Raw genomic sequence first — 15,410 nt, forward strand, 5'->3', positions numbered from 1 at the left:
GGGCGAAATGTCAGGGGGCGGTCCGGGGCGGCGCACCGACTGTCTTAGCGGGGTCGATGTTGTTAGAATGCCGGCTTCCCAAGATGATCCGAGCATATCACATGGCCTTGTCACGTTTCCTTGCCGCCGTTATTGCCGGCGTCATGCTCGTCGGCCTTCCCGTACAGGCCGATGAAATCCAGGACATCAACCTGCAGTTCCGCAAGGGCGAACTGACCGCCGCGCTCGACCAGGCCAACCGTTATCTGGCCAACAAGCCTAAGGACGCGCAGGCCCTGTTCCTGAAAGGCCTGATCCTCGGAGACCTGGGCAAGACCAACGATGCCATCGACGTGTTCAAGGGCCTGACCGAAAATTATCCCGAACTGCCCGAGCCCTACAACAACCTGGCCGTGCTCTATGCTTCGCAGGGCCGCTACGAACTGGCGCGAAACGCCCTCGAAATGGCCATTCGAACCCATCCCGACTACGTCACCGCGCACGAGAACCTTGGTGACATTTATGCCAAAATGGCGGCGATCGAGTATGGCAAGGTTCTGGCACTGGACAATGGCAACCAGGCTGCACAAACGAGGCTCAAGCTGATCCAGAACATGCTCGGCGGTCAGGCGACCAAACCGGCGGGCAAACCTGTGTCTGGTTCCGTCCGACCGACCAAAAAATAAAGGCAGCCCTCGCGGTGCCTGCAACGCGGCCTCGAGCCCACTCATCCCCGTAAACTCTCCATAGGACTCCACATGGTCAAGCTGCATACGAATCACGGCATCATCACCCTCGAACTCGACGCCGAGAAGGCCCCGAAGACGGTGGAAAACTTCCTGCAGTATGTGCGTGACGGCTTTTTCGACGGCACGATCTTCCATCGCGTGATCGACGGTTTCATGGTCCAGGGCGGCGGCTTCGAGCCCGGCATGACGCAGAAGCCCACCCGCGATGCGATCGAGAACGAAGCCTCCAACGGCCTCAAGAACGAGGCCTACACCATTGCCATGGCACGTACGCCCAATCCCAATTCGGCCACGGCGCAGTTTTTCATCAACGTCGCCAACAACAGCTTCCTCAACTTCACCGCCCCCACCCCACAGGGCTACGGCTATGCCGTGTTCGGCAAGGTGGTCGAGGGCATGGACGTGGTCGACGCGATCAAGAAAGTGAAGACCGGCAACCGCGCGGGCCACCAGGACGTGCCACTGGAGGACGTGGTGATCACCAAGGCGGAAATCGTCTGACCGGCACGGTGAGCCTGACCTCAAAACCAGGCGCAGGCCGCACCTATTTTGTTGCCGACCTGCACCTCACCGACGAACGCCCGGCTGCCACCGGGCGTTTTTTTCGCTTCCTGCAGGACGAGGTGGCCGGTGCGGACGCGCTCTACATCCTGGGCGACCTGTTCGAAGCCTGGATCGGCGACGACCACGGGGAACAAGTCGCCGGCGACACGGCGAACCGGCTCGCGGCACTGGGTGCAGCCGGTACGCGAGTGTACTTCATGCACGGCAACCGGGACTTCATGCTGGCCGAACGCTATGCTGCACGATCCGGCATGACGCTGATCGCGGATCCGGCACGAATTGACCTGTATGGGGTGCCGACGCTGCTGATGCACGGCGACACCCTGTGCACCGACGACACGGCCTACCAGGATTTTCGCCGCCGCGTCCGTCATCCGCTGACACGCGCACTCTTGCGTCGCCTGCCGCGGGCGCTGCGCCAGCGCATGGCACGCCAGGCGCGGGCGGGCAGCGAAGCGGCCAAGGCGCACAAGGCCGCCGGGATCATGGATGTGAATGCCGATGAAGTGGTACGCGTACTGCGCGAATACCAGGTCTGCCGTCTGATCCATGGGCATACCCATCGTCCCGCACAGCATGCGCTCACTGTCGACGATCGTGCATGCGTGCGCTGGGTGGTGCCGGACTGGTATACCCGCTGGGGCTATGTCGCGTGCGACGCCGCGGGCTGCACGCTGCAGGTGGGCGCGCTATGACGGCGTGTTGATCTCCGTCTCTCTTAAGACGGCGCATCAACCTGCGCTATGTCTATGAAGGCGCATTGATCTGCGCCATGCCCTCCGGCACGCGGAACAGCCCGGGATCCACTGGCAGCCGGGTTTCGCTCTCGAATGTCCGCGTCCGCCCGGTAAACTCGCGTTCCTCGAGAGGCAGGCCAAGACTGAGCGTGTCACCCGCGTTCCACACCTGATTCGCCAGGTCACAGTCGTGCTGCAAATCGGGAGGCGATGCCTTCCACACACGATATTGGGTCGCGGCCAGAATGGCTTTCATCTCGGCCATCGCGCGTGCCGCATCCATGGCATGTCTGGCGGCAATGCCTTCGCTACAGGCAACGCCCTTGACTGCCAGCGTGAAATGCCGGCCGCCACGCTCTGCCTTGCCCTTAGCGAGCCGCGCGTTCCAGCCGGCGGGTTTCAGCGGCAGCGTGCCGGACGCGAACACCATCGCCAGCCTGCTGTCGTGCATGACGTTGATGACCACCCGTTTCCGCCGGTCCAGCAGGGTGAAATCACCCGCGTCCTCGCCGCTGTCCATGCGCATGAAATCGGGGGTGACCAGGATGCGCGTCGCGTAAGGCGGGCCGCCCGGTTCCTGGTCGACGTAACGCAGCACCGTCATGTCGGCCGCATGCGCCATCCCCACGCACAGCGCGAGCAGAAGGCCGGACAGCGCTTTCATCCCGCCAGCCCGCGTGTCAGATCGGTCTGGATGTCGGCCACCGATTCCAGCCCTGCGGCGATGCGTACCAGCCCGTCGCTGATGCCGGCTGCCGCGCGCTGTTCCGCCGTCATGCGGCTGTGCGTGGTCGACGCGGGATGCGTGATCGTGGATTTGGTATCGCCGAGGTTGGCGGTAATCGACAGCAGTTTCGTCGCGTCGATCAGCTTCCAGGCGGCATCCTTGCCGCCCTTGAGCTCGAACGAGACGATGCCGCCGCCGGTTTTCTGCTGGCGCATCGCGAGTTCATGCTGCGGGTGCGAAGGCAGACCCGGATACCACACGCGCGCCACCTGGGGCTGGGCTTCCAGCCATTGCGCCAGCGCCAGCGCGTTTTTCGAATGCGCTTCCATGCGCAGCGAGAGCGTTTCCATGCCTTTGAGAATCACCCACGCGTTGAACGCCGACAGCGTCGGACCGGCCGTGCGCAGGAAAGTAAACACGCCCTCCATCAACTCCTTGCTGCCCAGCACGGCGCCGCCGAGCACCCTGCCCTGCCCGTCGAGATACTTGGTGGCGGAGTGGATCACGATGTCGGCGCCGAGTTCGAGCGGCTTCTGCAGCGCAGGCGAGCAGAAGCAGTTGTCGACCGCGAGCCAGGCGCCCGCCTCGTGCGCGATGTCGGCGAGCGCGCGGATGTCGCTGACTTCGGTGAGCGGATTCGACGGCGATTCGACGAAGAACAGTCGGGTGTTCGGCTTCACCGCCGCGCGCCATTCCGCCGGATCGGTCGGCGACACATAGGTCGTCTCGACGCCGAAGCGGCCGAGGATGTTGGAGAACAGCTGCACCGTCGAGCCGAAGATCGAACGCGACGCAACGACATGCTCGCCCGCCTTCATCAGCCCCATCACCGTCGCCAGGATCGACGCCATGCCGGAGGCGAACGCGACGCAGCGTTCGGCCCCTTCCAGCGCAGCAAGCCGTGCTTCCATCATGTTGACGGTAGGATTGGCGAAGCGCGCGTAGATGGGCCCGGGCTGTTCGCCCTTGAAGCGTGCCGCCGCTTCCGCAGCGCTGCTGAACATGAAGCTCGAGGTGAGGAATATCGCCTCCGAGTGTTCGTTGAACTGGCTGCGCACCGTACCGGCACGCACGGCCAGCGTCTCAATGTCGTATTCGTCGTTGTCCATGTTTGATCCCAAAAATAAAAACCCCGAACGGCAAGCGCGGTTCGGGGTTTCCCTGGCGACGCTTTAGCCGAATTTATCAAGCGCCCGCAAGCTGAGGTTCAAATCGGCGCCAAGGACAATTTACGCCCGGCGCCGGACACGGTCAACCGTTATTCGCCGCCAGATTGAGGTCGAGTTGCTGGGTGGAAAGCGCCGACGGTGGCGGGGTTTCGCCGTTGCGCACGGCCTCGACGTAATTCAGGTACTCCGGCGTCACGTCGCCGGTGATGTAGCGACCGTCGAAGCACGAGGTATCGAAGTCCTGAATCGCGGGATTGCCCGAACGGACCACCTCCACCATTGCGTCAAGATCCTGGTAGATCAGCGCGTCGCAGCCGATCTCGCGCGCGATCTCTGCGTCGGTGCGGCCATTGGCGATCAGTTCGTTGCGCGTCGGCATGTCGATACCGTAGACGTTGGAGAAACGTACCGGCGGCGAGGCCGAGGCGAAATACACCTGGGCGGCACCGGCATCGCGCGCCATCTGCACGATCTCGCGGCTGGTGGTGCCGCGAACGATGGAGTCGTCGACCAGCAGCACGTTGCGGCCCTTGAACTCCTCGGCGATGGCATTGAGCTTCTGCCGCACCGATTTCTTGCGCAGCGCCTGTCCCGGCATGATGAAGGTGCGCCCGATATAGCGGTTCTTGATGAAGCCTTCACGGTAGGGCACGTTGAGGTGGTTTGCCAGCTGCAGTGCGGAGGGACGGCTGGTGTCGGGAATCGGGATCACCACGTCGATCCTGAGATGGGCGAATTCACGCTTGATCTTTTCGGCCAGCGACACGCCCATGGCGAGCCGCGTGCTGTAGACCGAGACGCCGTCCATCACCGAGTCGGGACGGGCGAGGTATACGTATTCGAAGATGCAAGGATTGAGCACGGCCTTGTCGCTGCACTGACGGCTGTGCAGCTTGCGCTCGTAGTCGATGAACACCGCTTCGCCCGGCGCCACGTCGCGCAGCAGACGGAAGCCCAGCGTATCGATCGCCACGCTCTCCGACGCGACGATGTACTCGTGCGGCGTAACCTGTTCATTGACGCCGATCACCAGCGGCCGGATGCCGTACGGGTCGCGGAAGGCCAGCAGACCATGGCCGGCAATGAAGGCCGTCACCGCATAGGCGCCCTTGCAGCGCGCATGCACGCCGGACACCGCGCCGAAGATCGTGTCCAGATTGAGTTGGCGCCCGGCGGCGCGCACCTGGAGTTCATGCGCCAGCACGTTCAACAGCACCTCGGAATCCGAATTGGTGTTGACGTGGCGCAGATCGGCGCGGAACAGCGACTCCTTCAGCTCGTCGGTGTTGGTGAGGTTGCCGTTGTGTCCCAGCACGATGCCGTAGGGCGAGTTCACGTAGAACGGCTGCGATTCGGCCGACGACGACGCACTGCCGGCGGTGGGATAGCGCACGTGCGCCACCCCCATGTCGCCCAGCAGATTGCGCATGTCGCGGGTGCGGAACACGTCGCGTGCCAGCCCCTGCCCCTTGTGCATGTGGAAACGGCTTTCTTCCGCCGTCACGATGCCGGCCGCATCCTGACCGCGATGCTGGAGCACCATCAGCCCGTCATACAAAAGCTGATTGGCTGCCGAATTGGAAACGACTCCGATTACCCCGCACATGATGTGCACCCATCCATAAAGTTATTCGAAACGAATGTACTTCGCCACGTCGGCCGGCACCAGCGGCAAGGCGCGCTGCGCCATCGCCTGCAGGCTGCCCGACACCCGGGCCTGCTTCCAGAAGTCGGTACGCGGCAGCGAAGTCAGCCCGGCCGCCAGCGTCAGCCCGATCAGGATCACCAGACCCTTGGCCAGCCCCAGCACCCCGCCCAGCACCTTGTCGGCGCCGCCCAGCCCCACCGCCTTGACCAGTGTTACCAGGGCATGCCCCAGCAGCAGCACGCCGATCAGCACCACCAGAAAAACCACTGCAAAACCGGCGAAGTAGCGAATGCTCGGGCTCTCGATCCCGATCGGCAACAGCGGTGCCACCACCAACGCGCCCCATTTTCCCAGCATGAATGCCAGGATCCAGGCGGCCAGCGAAAACAGCGTATCGACCATGCCGCGCATCAGGCCGCGTACCACGGTCAGGACCAGCACCAGCACCACGATGAGGTCGAGCGTGTTCATTTGGCCAGCACCTGCCCGGTCATGCCGTTTTCAGCCAGCCGCCCTGCCGCTGCCTCCGCGGCCTCGCGCGTCGGATAAGGCCCTACACGCACACGCGTCAGATTGCCAACCGTATCGGTGTAGGTCGGCAATCCTGCCAGTGCCGCGCGCGCCTTGAGTTCGCGAGCCTTGGCGCCATCGGACAGGGCGGCAAGCTGTACCACGAACATTTCACTGGTTGCCGCAGGTTTTTTATGGGGAACAGGGGCAGCAACGGGATGCGGCTTGGGTTGCGGTTTGGCGGGTTCCGCTTTGACAGGCTCAGGCTTGACCGGTTCGCCTTCAGGCTTGGGCTCGGGTCTGGCTGCTGGTTTTGCGGGTTCGGGCGGCGGCGGCGCGGGCTGCGACGGCGCTGAAGGCGCGGGTTCGGCTGCAGGCACTGGCGCGACCGCCTGTTGTTCGGGTACGGGCGTCGGAGCTTCGGCCATGTGGACCGACAGCGTACTCGTCGGCGGCGGCTCGTCTTCCAGCAACAGCGGCAGCACGATCACCGCTAGCAAGGTCAACGCCACCGCACCGATCAGTCGGCGCCTGGCGAGGCGTTTGAGGTCATTTTCACTGCTGGGTGGCGGCATGGTCGAGCACGGCGGCAACGGTATAAAACGAACCGAAGACGAGAATTCTATCATCTTCGCGCGCCGCGCTTCGTGCCTCCGTGAGTGCACGGGCGACATCCGGTTGCACGTGTATCGGCACCTCGCCCACCTGGCCGCGCAGTTCGGCAGCCAGTGCCTTGGCATCCTGCGCACGCGGCGAAGCAGGCGTACACGTCCACCATGCATCGATTTCGTCGCGCAATGCCGCAAACACCCCCGCCGCATCCTTGTCGGCCAGCATGCCAACGACTGCCAGCGTGCGTCCGCCTACAGGCTGGTCGTGCAGGGTGGCCGCCAGTGCCCGCGCGGCTTCCGGATTGTGCGCCACGTCCAGAATGACTGCCGGCGCCTGGGCGATGTGCTGGAACCGCCCCGGCACGCGCGTGTCCGCCAGCCCGCGGCGGATAGCCGCTTCATCCACGGGCAGACGATCCTGTATGGCATCCAGCGCCGCCAGCGCACCGGACGCGTTACGCAACTGGCAGGCGCCCGCCATGGCGGGCAGCGGCAAATCTGCCCAGCATGTAGCGAGGCTGCGATAGGTCCAGTGGTCGTCCTCGCGCTGCGCGGAAAAATCCTGGTCCACACACCGCAGGTCGGCACCGATACGACGGGCATGTTCAAGCAGGCTGAGCGGCGGCACGGGATCGACGCAAACTGCAGGACGTCCGGTTCGATAAATCCCCGCCTTCTCGAAGCCGATCTTTTCGCGGCTGTCGCCCAGGTAGTCCATATGGTCGAGATCGACGCTGGTGACGACCGCGACGTCGGCGTCGAATACGTTCACGGCATCGAGCCGCCCGCCAAGGCCCACCTCAAGAACGGCCACATCGATGCCGGCATCGATGAACCGGGCCATCGCGCCCAGGGTGCCAAATTCGAAGTAGGTCAGCGAAACGTCGCCGCGTGCCGCGTCGACCCGTTCGAATGCAGCGATGAGTTCGGCGTCGCTCGCCTCCCTGCCGGCGACCCGCACGCGTTCGTTGTAGCGCAGCAGATGCGGCGAGGTGTACAGGCCGGTCTTGTAGCCGGCGGCATCGAGGATGGTAGCCAGATACGCACAGGTAGAGCCTTTGCCGTTGGTGCCGCCCACGACGATGAGCGGAAAATCCGGAACGAGTCCAAGTGCATCCTTGACCCGACGCACCCGATCGAGGCCGAGATCGATCGTACTGGGATGCAGTCGTTCCAGCCGCGCCAGCCAGGCATCAAGGGAAGTAAGACGTTGCACGATCAGGTTACGCCAGGACGGTATGCCAGACAGGAATCAAACAAATCGCCGCGATGCGGGCATGTCTCCGGCGACTTGGGCGCTCAATCAACTCGGATGTCAGGCCGCCAGCGCCGGCCGGCCCATCATCATCGCCAGCGTGGATGCGAGCTCGCTACGCATCTGACGGCGATCGATGATGCGGTCGATGGCGCCCTTCTCTTGCAGGAACTCGGCGCGCTGAAACCCTTCCGGCAGGGTTTCGCGCACGGTCTGCTCGATCACGCGCGGCCCGGCAAAGCCGATCAGCGCGTTGGGCTCGGCGACGATCAGGTCGCCCAGCATGGCGAAGCTCGCCGACACGCCGCCCATCGTGGGATCGGTCAGCACCGACACGAAGGGCAGTCGATGGCGCGATAACTGGGTCAGCGCCGCCGACGTCTTGGCCATCTGCATCAACGAAAACAGGCCTTCCTGCATGCGCGCGCCGCCGCTGGCGGAGAAGCAGACGAAGGCCGAGTTCGACTCGATCGCCGCTTCCACACCCAGGGCGAAGCGCTCGCCAACCACCGACCCCATCGAGCCGCCCATGAACTTGAACTCGAACGCCGCTGCCACTACCGGCACCGCCTTGACGCTGCCGCCGATCACCACCAGTGCATCCGTTTCCGACGTGCCGGTCTGCGCTTCCTTCAGGCGGTCGGGATATTTCTTGCTGTCCTTGAATTTGAGCGGGTCGAGGGGCGTGATATGGGCGCCGATTTCATGCTGCCCCTCCGCATCCAGCAGCATGGCCAGCCGCTGCCGCGCACCGATACGATGGTGGTGACCGCACTTCGGGCACACTTCCAGGTTGCTTTCCAGATCGGCACGGTAGAGCACCTCGTTGCAGGCCGGGCACTTGGACCACAAGCCCTCGGGCATCGACTTCTTCGATGCCTGTGCACGCCGCTTGATCTTCGGCGGCAGGATTTTCTGAAACCAGCTCATGTGTCTTCTCCGTTTATTTCGATGCCGCGTCGACGCCGCGGCGCAATTCGGCCACCAGGTGCTTGACGCGGTTGGTGCATTCGCCTTCGGGCGCGGTCTCGATCTCGTTCACGATGCGGCTGCCCACCACCACCGCGTCGGCGATGCGCGCCACCGCTTCGGCGGTTGCCGCGTCGCGTATGCCGAAGCCCACGCCCACCGGCAGGCTGCAATGCTTGCGCACCATGGCCAGTTTCTGCGCGACTTCCTCGGTGTCGAGATTGGCCGAACCCGTCACGCCCTTGAGCGAGACGTAATAGATGAAACCGCCGGCGGCCGCCGCCACTTGTTCCACGCGCGATTCCGGCGTCGTCGGCGACAACAGGAAAATCGGGTCGAGGCCGTGGGCCTTGAACACGTCCGACACGCCGGCCGATTCCTCCGGCGGAATATCCACCGTCAGCACGCCGTCCACGCCGGCCGCCTTCGCCGCCAGGGCAAAGGTTTCGTAGCCCATGCGTTCGACCGGGTTGGCATAGCCCATCAGTACCACGGGCGTCGTCGTATTGGTCTTGCGGAATTCCGCCGTCATCGCCAGCACGTCCTTCAGCCCGACCTTGTTCGCCAGCGCCCGTTCGGATGCCCGTTGGATCACCGGGCCGTCGGCCATGGGATCGGAAAACGGCACCCCCAACTCGATGATGTCGGCCCCGGCTTCCACCAGCGCGTGCATCAGCGGCACCGTCAGGCCCTTGCCGGGGTCGCCTGCGGTAATGAAGGGAATCAGGGCTTTTCTGTTGTGCGCTTTCAGCGCGATAAAGGTCTGGCCGATGCGGCTCATGGTGTGGTCTTCTGGAAGATTCGATTCAATTGGGGAGCCGGTTCAGAGTGTGATCCCCGATACCTTGGCCACGGTGTTGATGTCCTTGTCGCCGCGCCCGGAGAGATTGACCAGGATGATCTTGTCCTTGCCCAGGGTCGGCGCAAGCTTCTTGGCATGGGCGACGGCATGGCTGGATTCGAGTGCGGGAATGATGCCTTCGTAACGACACAGATCGTGAAAGGCGGCCAGTGCCTCGTCGTCGTCGATCGCGACATATTCGGCACGGCCGGCATCCTTGAGGTAGCTGTGTTCGGGGCCAACACCGGGATAGTCGAGACCGGCGGAGACCGAATGGGTCTCGATGATCTGGCCGTTCTCGTCCTGCATCAGGTAGCTGCGGAAGCCATGCAGCACGCCGGGCGTGCCGGCGGTGAGCGGCGCCGCGTGCTTGCCGCTGGCCACGCCGGAACCGCCCGCTTCGACGCCGATCAGGCGCACGTTTTCATGCGGGATATAGGGATGGAAGATGCCGATGGCGTTGGAACCGCCGCCGACGCAGGCGATCACCGCATCGGGCTGGCGGCCGGCCAGTTCCGGCATCTGGACGAGGCATTCGCGGCCGATCACGCACTGGAAGTCGCGCACCAGCATGGGATACGGATGCGGGCCGGCGGCCGTGCCAAGAATGTAAAAGGTCGACTCGACGTTGGTCACCCAGTCGCGCATCGCCTCGTTCAGCGCATCCTTCAGGGTCTTGGAACCCGACGACACCGGTACCACGGTGGCGCCCAGGAGCTTCATGCGGAAGACGTTGGGCGACTGGCGGGCGACGTCCTCGGCACCCATGTAGACCACGCATTCCATGCCGTAGCGCGCCGCGACGGTGGCCGACGCGACGCCGTGCTGGCCGGCGCCGGTTTCGGCAATCACGCGCTTCTTGCCCATGCGCCGCGCCAGCAGCGCCTGGCCGATGGTGTTGTTGATCTTGTGCGCACCGGTGTGGTTGAGATCCTCGCGCTTGAGGTAGATCTGCGCGCCGCCGTAGGCTTCGGAGAGCCGCTTGGCGTGATACACCGGACTGGGACGGCCGACGTAGTGCTTGAGCTCATACTCGAATTCGGCGATGAAAGCGGGATCGTTGCGCGCCTTGTCGTATTCGACGCGCAGTTCGTCGAGCGCCGCCATCAGGGTTTCGGCGACGAAAATGCCGCCGTAGGGGCCGAAGTGGCCGCGGGAATCGGGTAGATCGGTGAGCTTCATGATGCTTCTTTCGCTTTCGCAATGAATTGCGCAATCTTGTGCGCGTCCTTGATGCCTTTGGCGGCAACGGCCGCCCCATTAACAAGCAGCGCCGCTTCGACCCCGGAGGACACATCCACCGCCCACGGTCGCACGCGCTGCACCGCATCGGCGACGTTGTCGGGCGTGAGGCCGCCCGACAGGATGATCGGCCTTGGGAGATCCGGCGGGATCAGGGCCCAGTCGAAGCGTTCCCCGGTGCCGCCCGGCACGCCCGGCACGAAGGCATCGAGCAACAGGCCGCGTGCGGCATCGAAGTCAGCCGCGCATTTTAGCAAATCCGTGTCCCGATTGACCCGTACCGCCTTGATATAGGGTCGGCCGAAGCGCGTACAGTCGGCCGGCGTCTCGTCGCCGTGGAATTGCAGCAGGTCGAGCGGGGCACGTTGCAACACGCTTTCGACGAAGGCCGGCTCGGCGTTGACGAACAGGCCCACGCTCTGGACGAAGGGCGGCAATGCGCGCACCAGTTCAGCGGCGGCCTCGACCGACACGTGGCGCGGACTTTTTTCGTAGAACACGAAGCCCACGGCATCCGCCCCCGCGCTGCAGGCGGCTTGCAGGTCCTGCAACCGGGTGATGCCACAGATTTTTACGCGAACAGCCATCGTTCCGAGCTTTCCGGCAAGGCAAAGTGCGCAGGATACCGGATGTGGGTGAGATACAGCCCGGCGGCGTCGAAAGTGGGCGCTGCCAGCGTGCGATCGCGGCTTTGCAGGATCTCGTGCATCCACTCGGGCGACTGCATGCCGGCGCCGATATGGACCAGGCAGCCCATGAGATTGCGCACCATGTGGTGCAGGAAACCGTCGGCGCGGAAATCGCACAGCAGGTAATCGCCGCGCCGCTCGATCTGCGCCAGCCGCAGCTCCTTGACCGGCGACCGGGCCTGGCATTCGGCGGCACGGAAGGCGGAAAAATCGTGCCGACCGATCAGATGCGCCGCCGCCCGGTTCATCGCGTCGGCATCGAGCGGACGATGATGCCAGCCGATCAGCCCGTGATTGAGGCCGGGCCGCACCGGGTGATTCAGCAGCACATAGCGGTAGCCCCGCTGTGTGGCGGCGAAACGCGCATGAAAATCCTCGCCCACCTCGCGCGCCCATAACACCGCCACGCCAGGCGGAAGATGGCTATTGACGCCGCGCACCCAGGCCGTAATCGGACGCTGGGCCGAAGTATCGAAATGGGTGACCTGGAATGCCGCGTGCACGCCGGTGTCGGTGCGCCCGGCTGCAGTGACGACCGTCCTTTCGCCGGCAATCGCCGACACGGCCGCTTCCAGTGCGTTCTGCACACCGCAGCCCTGCGGCTGCGACTGCCAGCCGCAAAAGCCGACGCCGCAATATTCCAGCCCCAATACGATACGCATACTCACCCGGCCTCACGCCAGCACGATCCACACCCCAAGCAAGCCCGCAAGTATGACGGCGCTATCGCAGCCTTGCCAGCGTTCGGTGCGCAGAGTGTACGTGGCGGGGCCGGCGTCATCCGGCAATGGCACGCGCAGCGCATCCAGCCACCGCGCCGGTTTGGGCGCATGCTCGACGTAGTCCAGGGTCAGCCCCAGGCGTACTGCGAAGGCGCGACGATCAAACCCCAACCAGACCAGCGGGCGGGCCAGGCCATACAGGCCGTAAATCAGGCGAGGGCGGATAGTGGTGGCGAGCAGCACCCCCAGTCCAGCGATCATCAGTGCCAGCCGCGCCACGCGCAGTGCACCCAGCCGGATCCCTTCCAAGGTCGGGCTGGCCCATTCGAGCGGGGGCCATAACGGCGTACCGGGCATGGTGTAGGCGTAGGTAAGCAGAAGGACAACCATCAGCCAACGGGTTCGGCGCAACAAACGCCAGGCCTCATGGCGGGCAGATGCAAACAGCAAGGCCGTCGCAAGGGCGACGGCCAGGAAAGCAAGCTGGGGCAAGACAGCACGTTCCACCGCCACTGCCCACCCGCACCACAGCAGGATGCGGGCAGCCGGATGGGGGCATCTAACCAAGCGAACTCAACATGCCTTGCGCATCGGATTTCTGTCTTTCGCTGCCTTCGGCCAGCACTTCGTTGAGGATCTCGCGTGCGCCTTCCTTGTCACCCATTTCCACATAGGCACGGGCAAGATCGAGCTTGGTACCGACTTCGTCGAGTTCGAGTTCGTTGTCGCCCGACTCGCCCAGATCGAGATCGAGGCCGCTGAAATCGAATTTGCTGTCCGGACCATTATCGTCATTCAGGCCGAGATCCAGCTTCAACGAGTCGTCCTCCTCCGCAGGCAGATCGATATCCGGTAGATCGAAGTTCAGGCTATGGGTATCCGCCTCGACGTAGCCGGCTGCAGAGGATTCAGCCGCAGGCTCGGACGGCATGTCGAAATTGAGGACATGCCCCGCGGATTCGAATTCCAGCGGCATGTTGTCGGCTACCGGCTCTGGCTCGATTTCATGTTCGGCAGCGGGTGCCGATTCGATGGCGGATTCGGCCTTCGCCGGCTCGCCTGCGAAGGCCACGGCTCCACCGGCGATCGCCGCTGTCGCCGCTACCGTTTCCGCCGCGGCAGAAGGAGCGCTCGACTGCACGCCGCCATACAGCGGGTTGGTCGGATCGATGCTGCGGCCCATTTCGCAGACTTTGTCCCACAAAGGGCTCGACTTGCTGCCAAGCGCAGCATAGAGCTCGCCGGCAACCGATTCGAATGCTGAGGTATTGCGGCGCGCAGCGTAGATTTCCAGCAGTTTGACGCGGATTTCGTGACGGTCCGGATTTTTGCTGATGGCTTCCTTGAGGATCTCCTCAGCTTGGGCATCACGGCCGTACGCCATGTACACCTCGGCTTCGGCGATGGGATCCACATCGTGGGTATCGATGGTGCCCAGACCCGCCTGGCTGAAATCGGTCAGGAAAGACGTGTCGCCGGTATTAACGCTGCCACCGGATGCGGCACCGATGACCGTGTTCGGGCGCACGTCGCCGCCGCTCATGATGCTGTCTTCAAGGGCGGCGCTGCCGCCTTTGCGGCGTCCGCCACCCGCCATCATCCACCACAGGATACCGCCCAAGCCCAGCGCGGCTACGCCCCCCCCCCAATACAACGGGTCGGCGAGCAGAGGGTCGTACCAGTTTTGAGCTGGTTCGGGGCTGGCCGGCGGCGCCTTGACGGTGGGTGCAACTGGTGCCGGAGTAGGCGCAGGCTTGGCCGCCTGCGGAGCAACCGGGGCCGGGGTTGGGGTCGGAGCAGGAACGGGGGCTGGGGCTTCTTTTTTCGCTTTCTCCTTCATCTCGACCAGCTTCTGCATATCCTGGATCTGCTTTTCCAGTGTAGCCACGCGCTGCCCCGACTCCTTCAGCGCTTTTTCGCGGGCAGTCGCATCCTCTTCCTGTGCGCGCAGTTTTTCCTGCAGCGCCCGGGTTTCATCGGCCTTGCCCGCGGTCGTGGCAGGCGGCGCGGCCTTGGACAGCTTCAGGACGTCCTTCGGCGCTTCGGCTGCCGGCTTGGCGTGATCTTCCACCTTGGGCGTGACCTTGCCGCTGCTGGCCTGGCCTTGTGTAGCCTTGGCCGCGGGAGCTGCGCTCACGGTTCCGGCCAGTTTCTGCCGATAGGCACGCCAGTCATCCGCCTGCAGCCTGAGTTCGCGCATTGCATCTTGTTGCGGAATGGCAGCCACTTTGTCGGCGGACGGAACGTCGAGCGTCTTGCCTGCCCGCAGACGGTTCATGTTGCCGTCGAAAGCCTGGGTATTCTCCCGATAGAGGCCAACCAGGGTCTGCTCCAGACTCACGCCTTCGGGGCGCACGCGGCTGGCAATGCCGATGAGGGTGTCGCCCCGTTTGACTTTGACATGGTCCGCCGCCGTGGCCTTGGGCGCGGCCTTGCCCGCAGCGGGAGTCGTCGTTTTGGGTGCTGCCACGGCCGGGGCTGGAGCTGGGGCGGGTTTGGCTGCGGGGCCGTTCGACGGCGCCACGGCCGTCACGGGCGCCACCGTCTGTTTTGCCGCGAGACCCGGAGGATCGAGCAGCATGGTGTATTCACGCACCAGTCGTCCCGAACCCCAGTTCAGTTCGACCAGCATATCGATGAAGGGGTCGTTCACCGGGCGGCTGGAACTGACTTTCAGGACGGCCTTGCCGTTCGGCTTTTTCTCGACCGTGAAGCGCAGGGACGACAACACCGGGGCAAATTCGACGTGCGCATCGCGAAACGCCTGGTCGGAAGCCAGGCTGGCCGACAGGCTGTCGAGTTCGGCCTTGTCTGCCGCGAACAACTCGATTTCGGCCGCAAGCGGCTGGCCGAGCGTAGAGGTGACCGACAGCTTGCCCAACCCGGCTGCATCCGCCATCAGCGGCACGGCGATCAGGCCGGCAGCCACCAGTTGGGTGGTGAAGCGCTTCAATTTCATCCGTCTCTCCCTGTTCGCCCCGCTAGCGGGGCTGTTGAA

General features: G+C 64.2%; 16 protein-coding genes. 3 read left to right on the forward strand and 13 right to left on the reverse strand.

Going from position 1 to position 15,410, the window contains the following annotated elements:
• The first annotated feature begins 101 nt into the window (after window positions 1-101).
• The 3 genes from B058_RS0100670 to B058_RS0100680 all read left to right on the forward strand — a co-directional run bounded on the left by B058_RS0100670 (window position 102) and on the right by B058_RS0100680 (window position 1,987).
• On the forward strand, window positions 102-665 hold the full coding sequence (locus tag B058_RS0100670; RefSeq protein WP_018506533.1) for a tetratricopeptide repeat protein: 564 nt from the start codon (window positions 102-104) through the stop codon (window positions 663-665).
• A 72-nt stretch (window positions 666-737) separates the two neighbouring features.
• On the forward strand, window positions 738-1,229 hold the full coding sequence (locus tag B058_RS0100675) for a peptidylprolyl isomerase (RefSeq protein ID WP_018506534.1): 492 nt from the start codon (window positions 738-740) through the stop codon (window positions 1,227-1,229).
• Between the two features lie 8 nt (window positions 1,230-1,237).
• Window positions 1,238-1,987, forward strand: coding sequence for a UDP-2,3-diacylglucosamine diphosphatase (locus tag B058_RS0100680; RefSeq protein WP_018506535.1), 750 nt, complete (start codon window positions 1,238-1,240; stop codon window positions 1,985-1,987).
• Window positions 1,988-2,039: 52 nt separating this feature from the next.
• Here B058_RS0100680 and B058_RS0100685 read toward each other — a convergent pair whose 3' ends face one another.
• From B058_RS0100685 to B058_RS0100745, 13 genes are all read right to left on the reverse strand, one after another.
• A complete protein-coding gene (locus B058_RS0100685; RefSeq protein WP_018506536.1) occupies window positions 2,040-2,693 on the reverse strand; it encodes a hypothetical protein in 654 nt (217 codons plus the stop codon).
• The gene (locus tag B058_RS0100690) at window positions 2,690-3,865 is read right to left on the reverse strand and encodes an O-succinylhomoserine sulfhydrylase (protein ID WP_018506537.1); all 1,176 of its coding nucleotides are present in this window, start codon (window positions 3,863-3,865) and stop codon (window positions 2,690-2,692) included. Before B058_RS0100690 ends, B058_RS0100685 begins: the two co-directional genes overlap by 4 nt.
• 142 nt (window positions 3,866-4,007) lie before the next feature.
• On the reverse strand, window positions 4,008-5,531 hold the full coding sequence (gene purF, locus B058_RS0100695; RefSeq protein ID WP_018506538.1) for an amidophosphoribosyltransferase: 1,524 nt from the start codon (window positions 5,529-5,531) through the stop codon (window positions 4,008-4,010).
• 21 nt (window positions 5,532-5,552) lie between these two features.
• Window positions 5,553-6,044 carry a CvpA family protein gene (locus B058_RS0100700; protein ID WP_018506539.1) on the reverse strand — a complete coding sequence of 164 codons (492 nt, stop codon included), beginning with the start codon at window positions 6,042-6,044 and terminating at the stop codon, window positions 5,553-5,555.
• Window positions 6,041-6,658, reverse strand: a complete 618-nt coding sequence (locus B058_RS0100705; protein WP_018506540.1) for an SPOR domain-containing protein — start codon at window positions 6,656-6,658, stop codon at window positions 6,041-6,043. The genes B058_RS0100700 and B058_RS0100705 overlap by 4 nt, the downstream gene beginning before the upstream one ends.
• Entirely contained in the window at window positions 6,639-7,910 is a 1,272-nt protein-coding gene (gene folC / locus B058_RS0100710) for a bifunctional tetrahydrofolate synthase/dihydrofolate synthase (protein WP_018506541.1), read from the reverse strand. The genes B058_RS0100705 and folC overlap by 20 nt, the downstream gene beginning before the upstream one ends.
• 99 nt (window positions 7,911-8,009) lie before the next feature.
• Window positions 8,010-8,879 (reverse strand): acetyl-CoA carboxylase, carboxyltransferase subunit beta, encoded by an 870-nt coding sequence (gene accD, locus B058_RS0100715; RefSeq protein WP_018506542.1) that lies wholly within the window; start codon window positions 8,877-8,879, stop codon window positions 8,010-8,012.
• A gap of 13 nt (window positions 8,880-8,892) precedes the next feature.
• Window positions 8,893-9,699 (reverse strand): tryptophan synthase subunit alpha, encoded by an 807-nt coding sequence (gene trpA, locus B058_RS0100720; protein ID WP_018506543.1) that lies wholly within the window; start codon window positions 9,697-9,699, stop codon window positions 8,893-8,895.
• A 42-nt stretch (window positions 9,700-9,741) separates the two neighbouring features.
• A complete protein-coding gene (gene trpB / locus B058_RS0100725; RefSeq protein ID WP_018506544.1) occupies window positions 9,742-10,941 on the reverse strand; it encodes a tryptophan synthase subunit beta in 1,200 nt (399 codons plus the stop codon).
• Complete coding sequence (locus B058_RS0100730; RefSeq protein ID WP_018506545.1) at window positions 10,938-11,588, reverse strand: phosphoribosylanthranilate isomerase; 651 nt, start codon at window positions 11,586-11,588, stop codon at window positions 10,938-10,940. Before B058_RS0100730 ends, trpB begins: the two co-directional genes overlap by 4 nt.
• Window positions 11,573-12,352 carry a tRNA pseudouridine(38-40) synthase TruA gene (gene truA / locus B058_RS0100735; RefSeq protein WP_018506546.1) on the reverse strand — a complete coding sequence of 260 codons (780 nt, stop codon included), beginning with the start codon at window positions 12,350-12,352 and terminating at the stop codon, window positions 11,573-11,575. The genes B058_RS0100730 and truA overlap by 16 nt, the downstream gene beginning before the upstream one ends.
• Before the next feature lie 12 nt (window positions 12,353-12,364).
• Window positions 12,365-12,979 carry a CbiQ family ECF transporter T component gene (locus tag B058_RS0100740; protein WP_245539229.1) on the reverse strand — a complete coding sequence of 205 codons (615 nt, stop codon included), beginning with the start codon at window positions 12,977-12,979 and terminating at the stop codon, window positions 12,365-12,367.
• The gene (locus B058_RS0100745; RefSeq protein ID WP_018506548.1) at window positions 12,972-15,371 is read right to left on the reverse strand and encodes a motility hub landmark protein FimV; all 2,400 of its coding nucleotides are present in this window, start codon (window positions 15,369-15,371) and stop codon (window positions 12,972-12,974) included. The genes B058_RS0100740 and B058_RS0100745 overlap by 8 nt, the downstream gene beginning before the upstream one ends.
• Window positions 15,372-15,410: the final 39 nt, after the last annotated feature.

This window comes from Thiobacillus thioparus DSM 505, assembly GCF_000373385.1.
Classification (GTDB): domain Bacteria; phylum Pseudomonadota; class Gammaproteobacteria; order Burkholderiales; family Thiobacillaceae; genus Thiobacillus; species Thiobacillus thioparus.

What these genes read in the sequence shown, in the direction of transcription:
- B058_RS0100670 (WP_018506533.1), top strand. Translation starts at nt 102, where the DNA reads ATGGCCTTGTCACGTTTCCTTGCCGCCGTTATTGCCGGCGTCATGCTC.
- B058_RS0100675 (WP_018506534.1), top strand. Translation starts at nt 738, where the DNA reads ATGGTCAAGCTGCATACGAATCACGGCATCATCACCCTCGAACTCGAC.
- B058_RS0100685 (WP_018506536.1), bottom strand. Translation starts at nt 2,693, where the DNA reads ATGAAAGCGCTGTCCGGCCTTCTGCTCGCGCTGTGCGTGGGGATGGCG.
- B058_RS0100690 (WP_018506537.1), bottom strand. Translation starts at nt 3,865, where the DNA reads ATGGACAACGACGAATACGACATTGAGACGCTGGCCGTGCGTGCCGGT.
- purF (WP_018506538.1), bottom strand. Translation starts at nt 5,531, where the DNA reads ATGTGCGGGGTAATCGGAGTCGTTTCCAATTCGGCAGCCAATCAGCTT.
- B058_RS0100700 (WP_018506539.1), bottom strand. Translation starts at nt 6,044, where the DNA reads ATGAACACGCTCGACCTCATCGTGGTGCTGGTGCTGGTCCTGACCGTG.
- B058_RS0100705 (WP_018506540.1), bottom strand. Translation starts at nt 6,658, where the DNA reads ATGCCGCCACCCAGCAGTGAAAATGACCTCAAACGCCTCGCCAGGCGC.
- accD (WP_018506542.1), bottom strand. Translation starts at nt 8,879, where the DNA reads ATGAGCTGGTTTCAGAAAATCCTGCCGCCGAAGATCAAGCGGCGTGCA.
- trpA (WP_018506543.1), bottom strand. Translation starts at nt 9,699, where the DNA reads ATGAGCCGCATCGGCCAGACCTTTATCGCGCTGAAAGCGCACAACAGA.
- trpB (WP_018506544.1), bottom strand. Translation starts at nt 10,941, where the DNA reads ATGAAGCTCACCGATCTACCCGATTCCCGCGGCCACTTCGGCCCCTAC.
- B058_RS0100730 (WP_018506545.1), bottom strand. Translation starts at nt 11,588, where the DNA reads ATGGCTGTTCGCGTAAAAATCTGTGGCATCACCCGGTTGCAGGACCTG.
- truA (WP_018506546.1), bottom strand. Translation starts at nt 12,352, where the DNA reads ATGCGTATCGTATTGGGGCTGGAATATTGCGGCGTCGGCTTTTGCGGC.
- B058_RS0100745 (WP_018506548.1), bottom strand. Translation starts at nt 15,371, where the DNA reads ATGAAATTGAAGCGCTTCACCACCCAACTGGTGGCTGCCGGCCTGATC.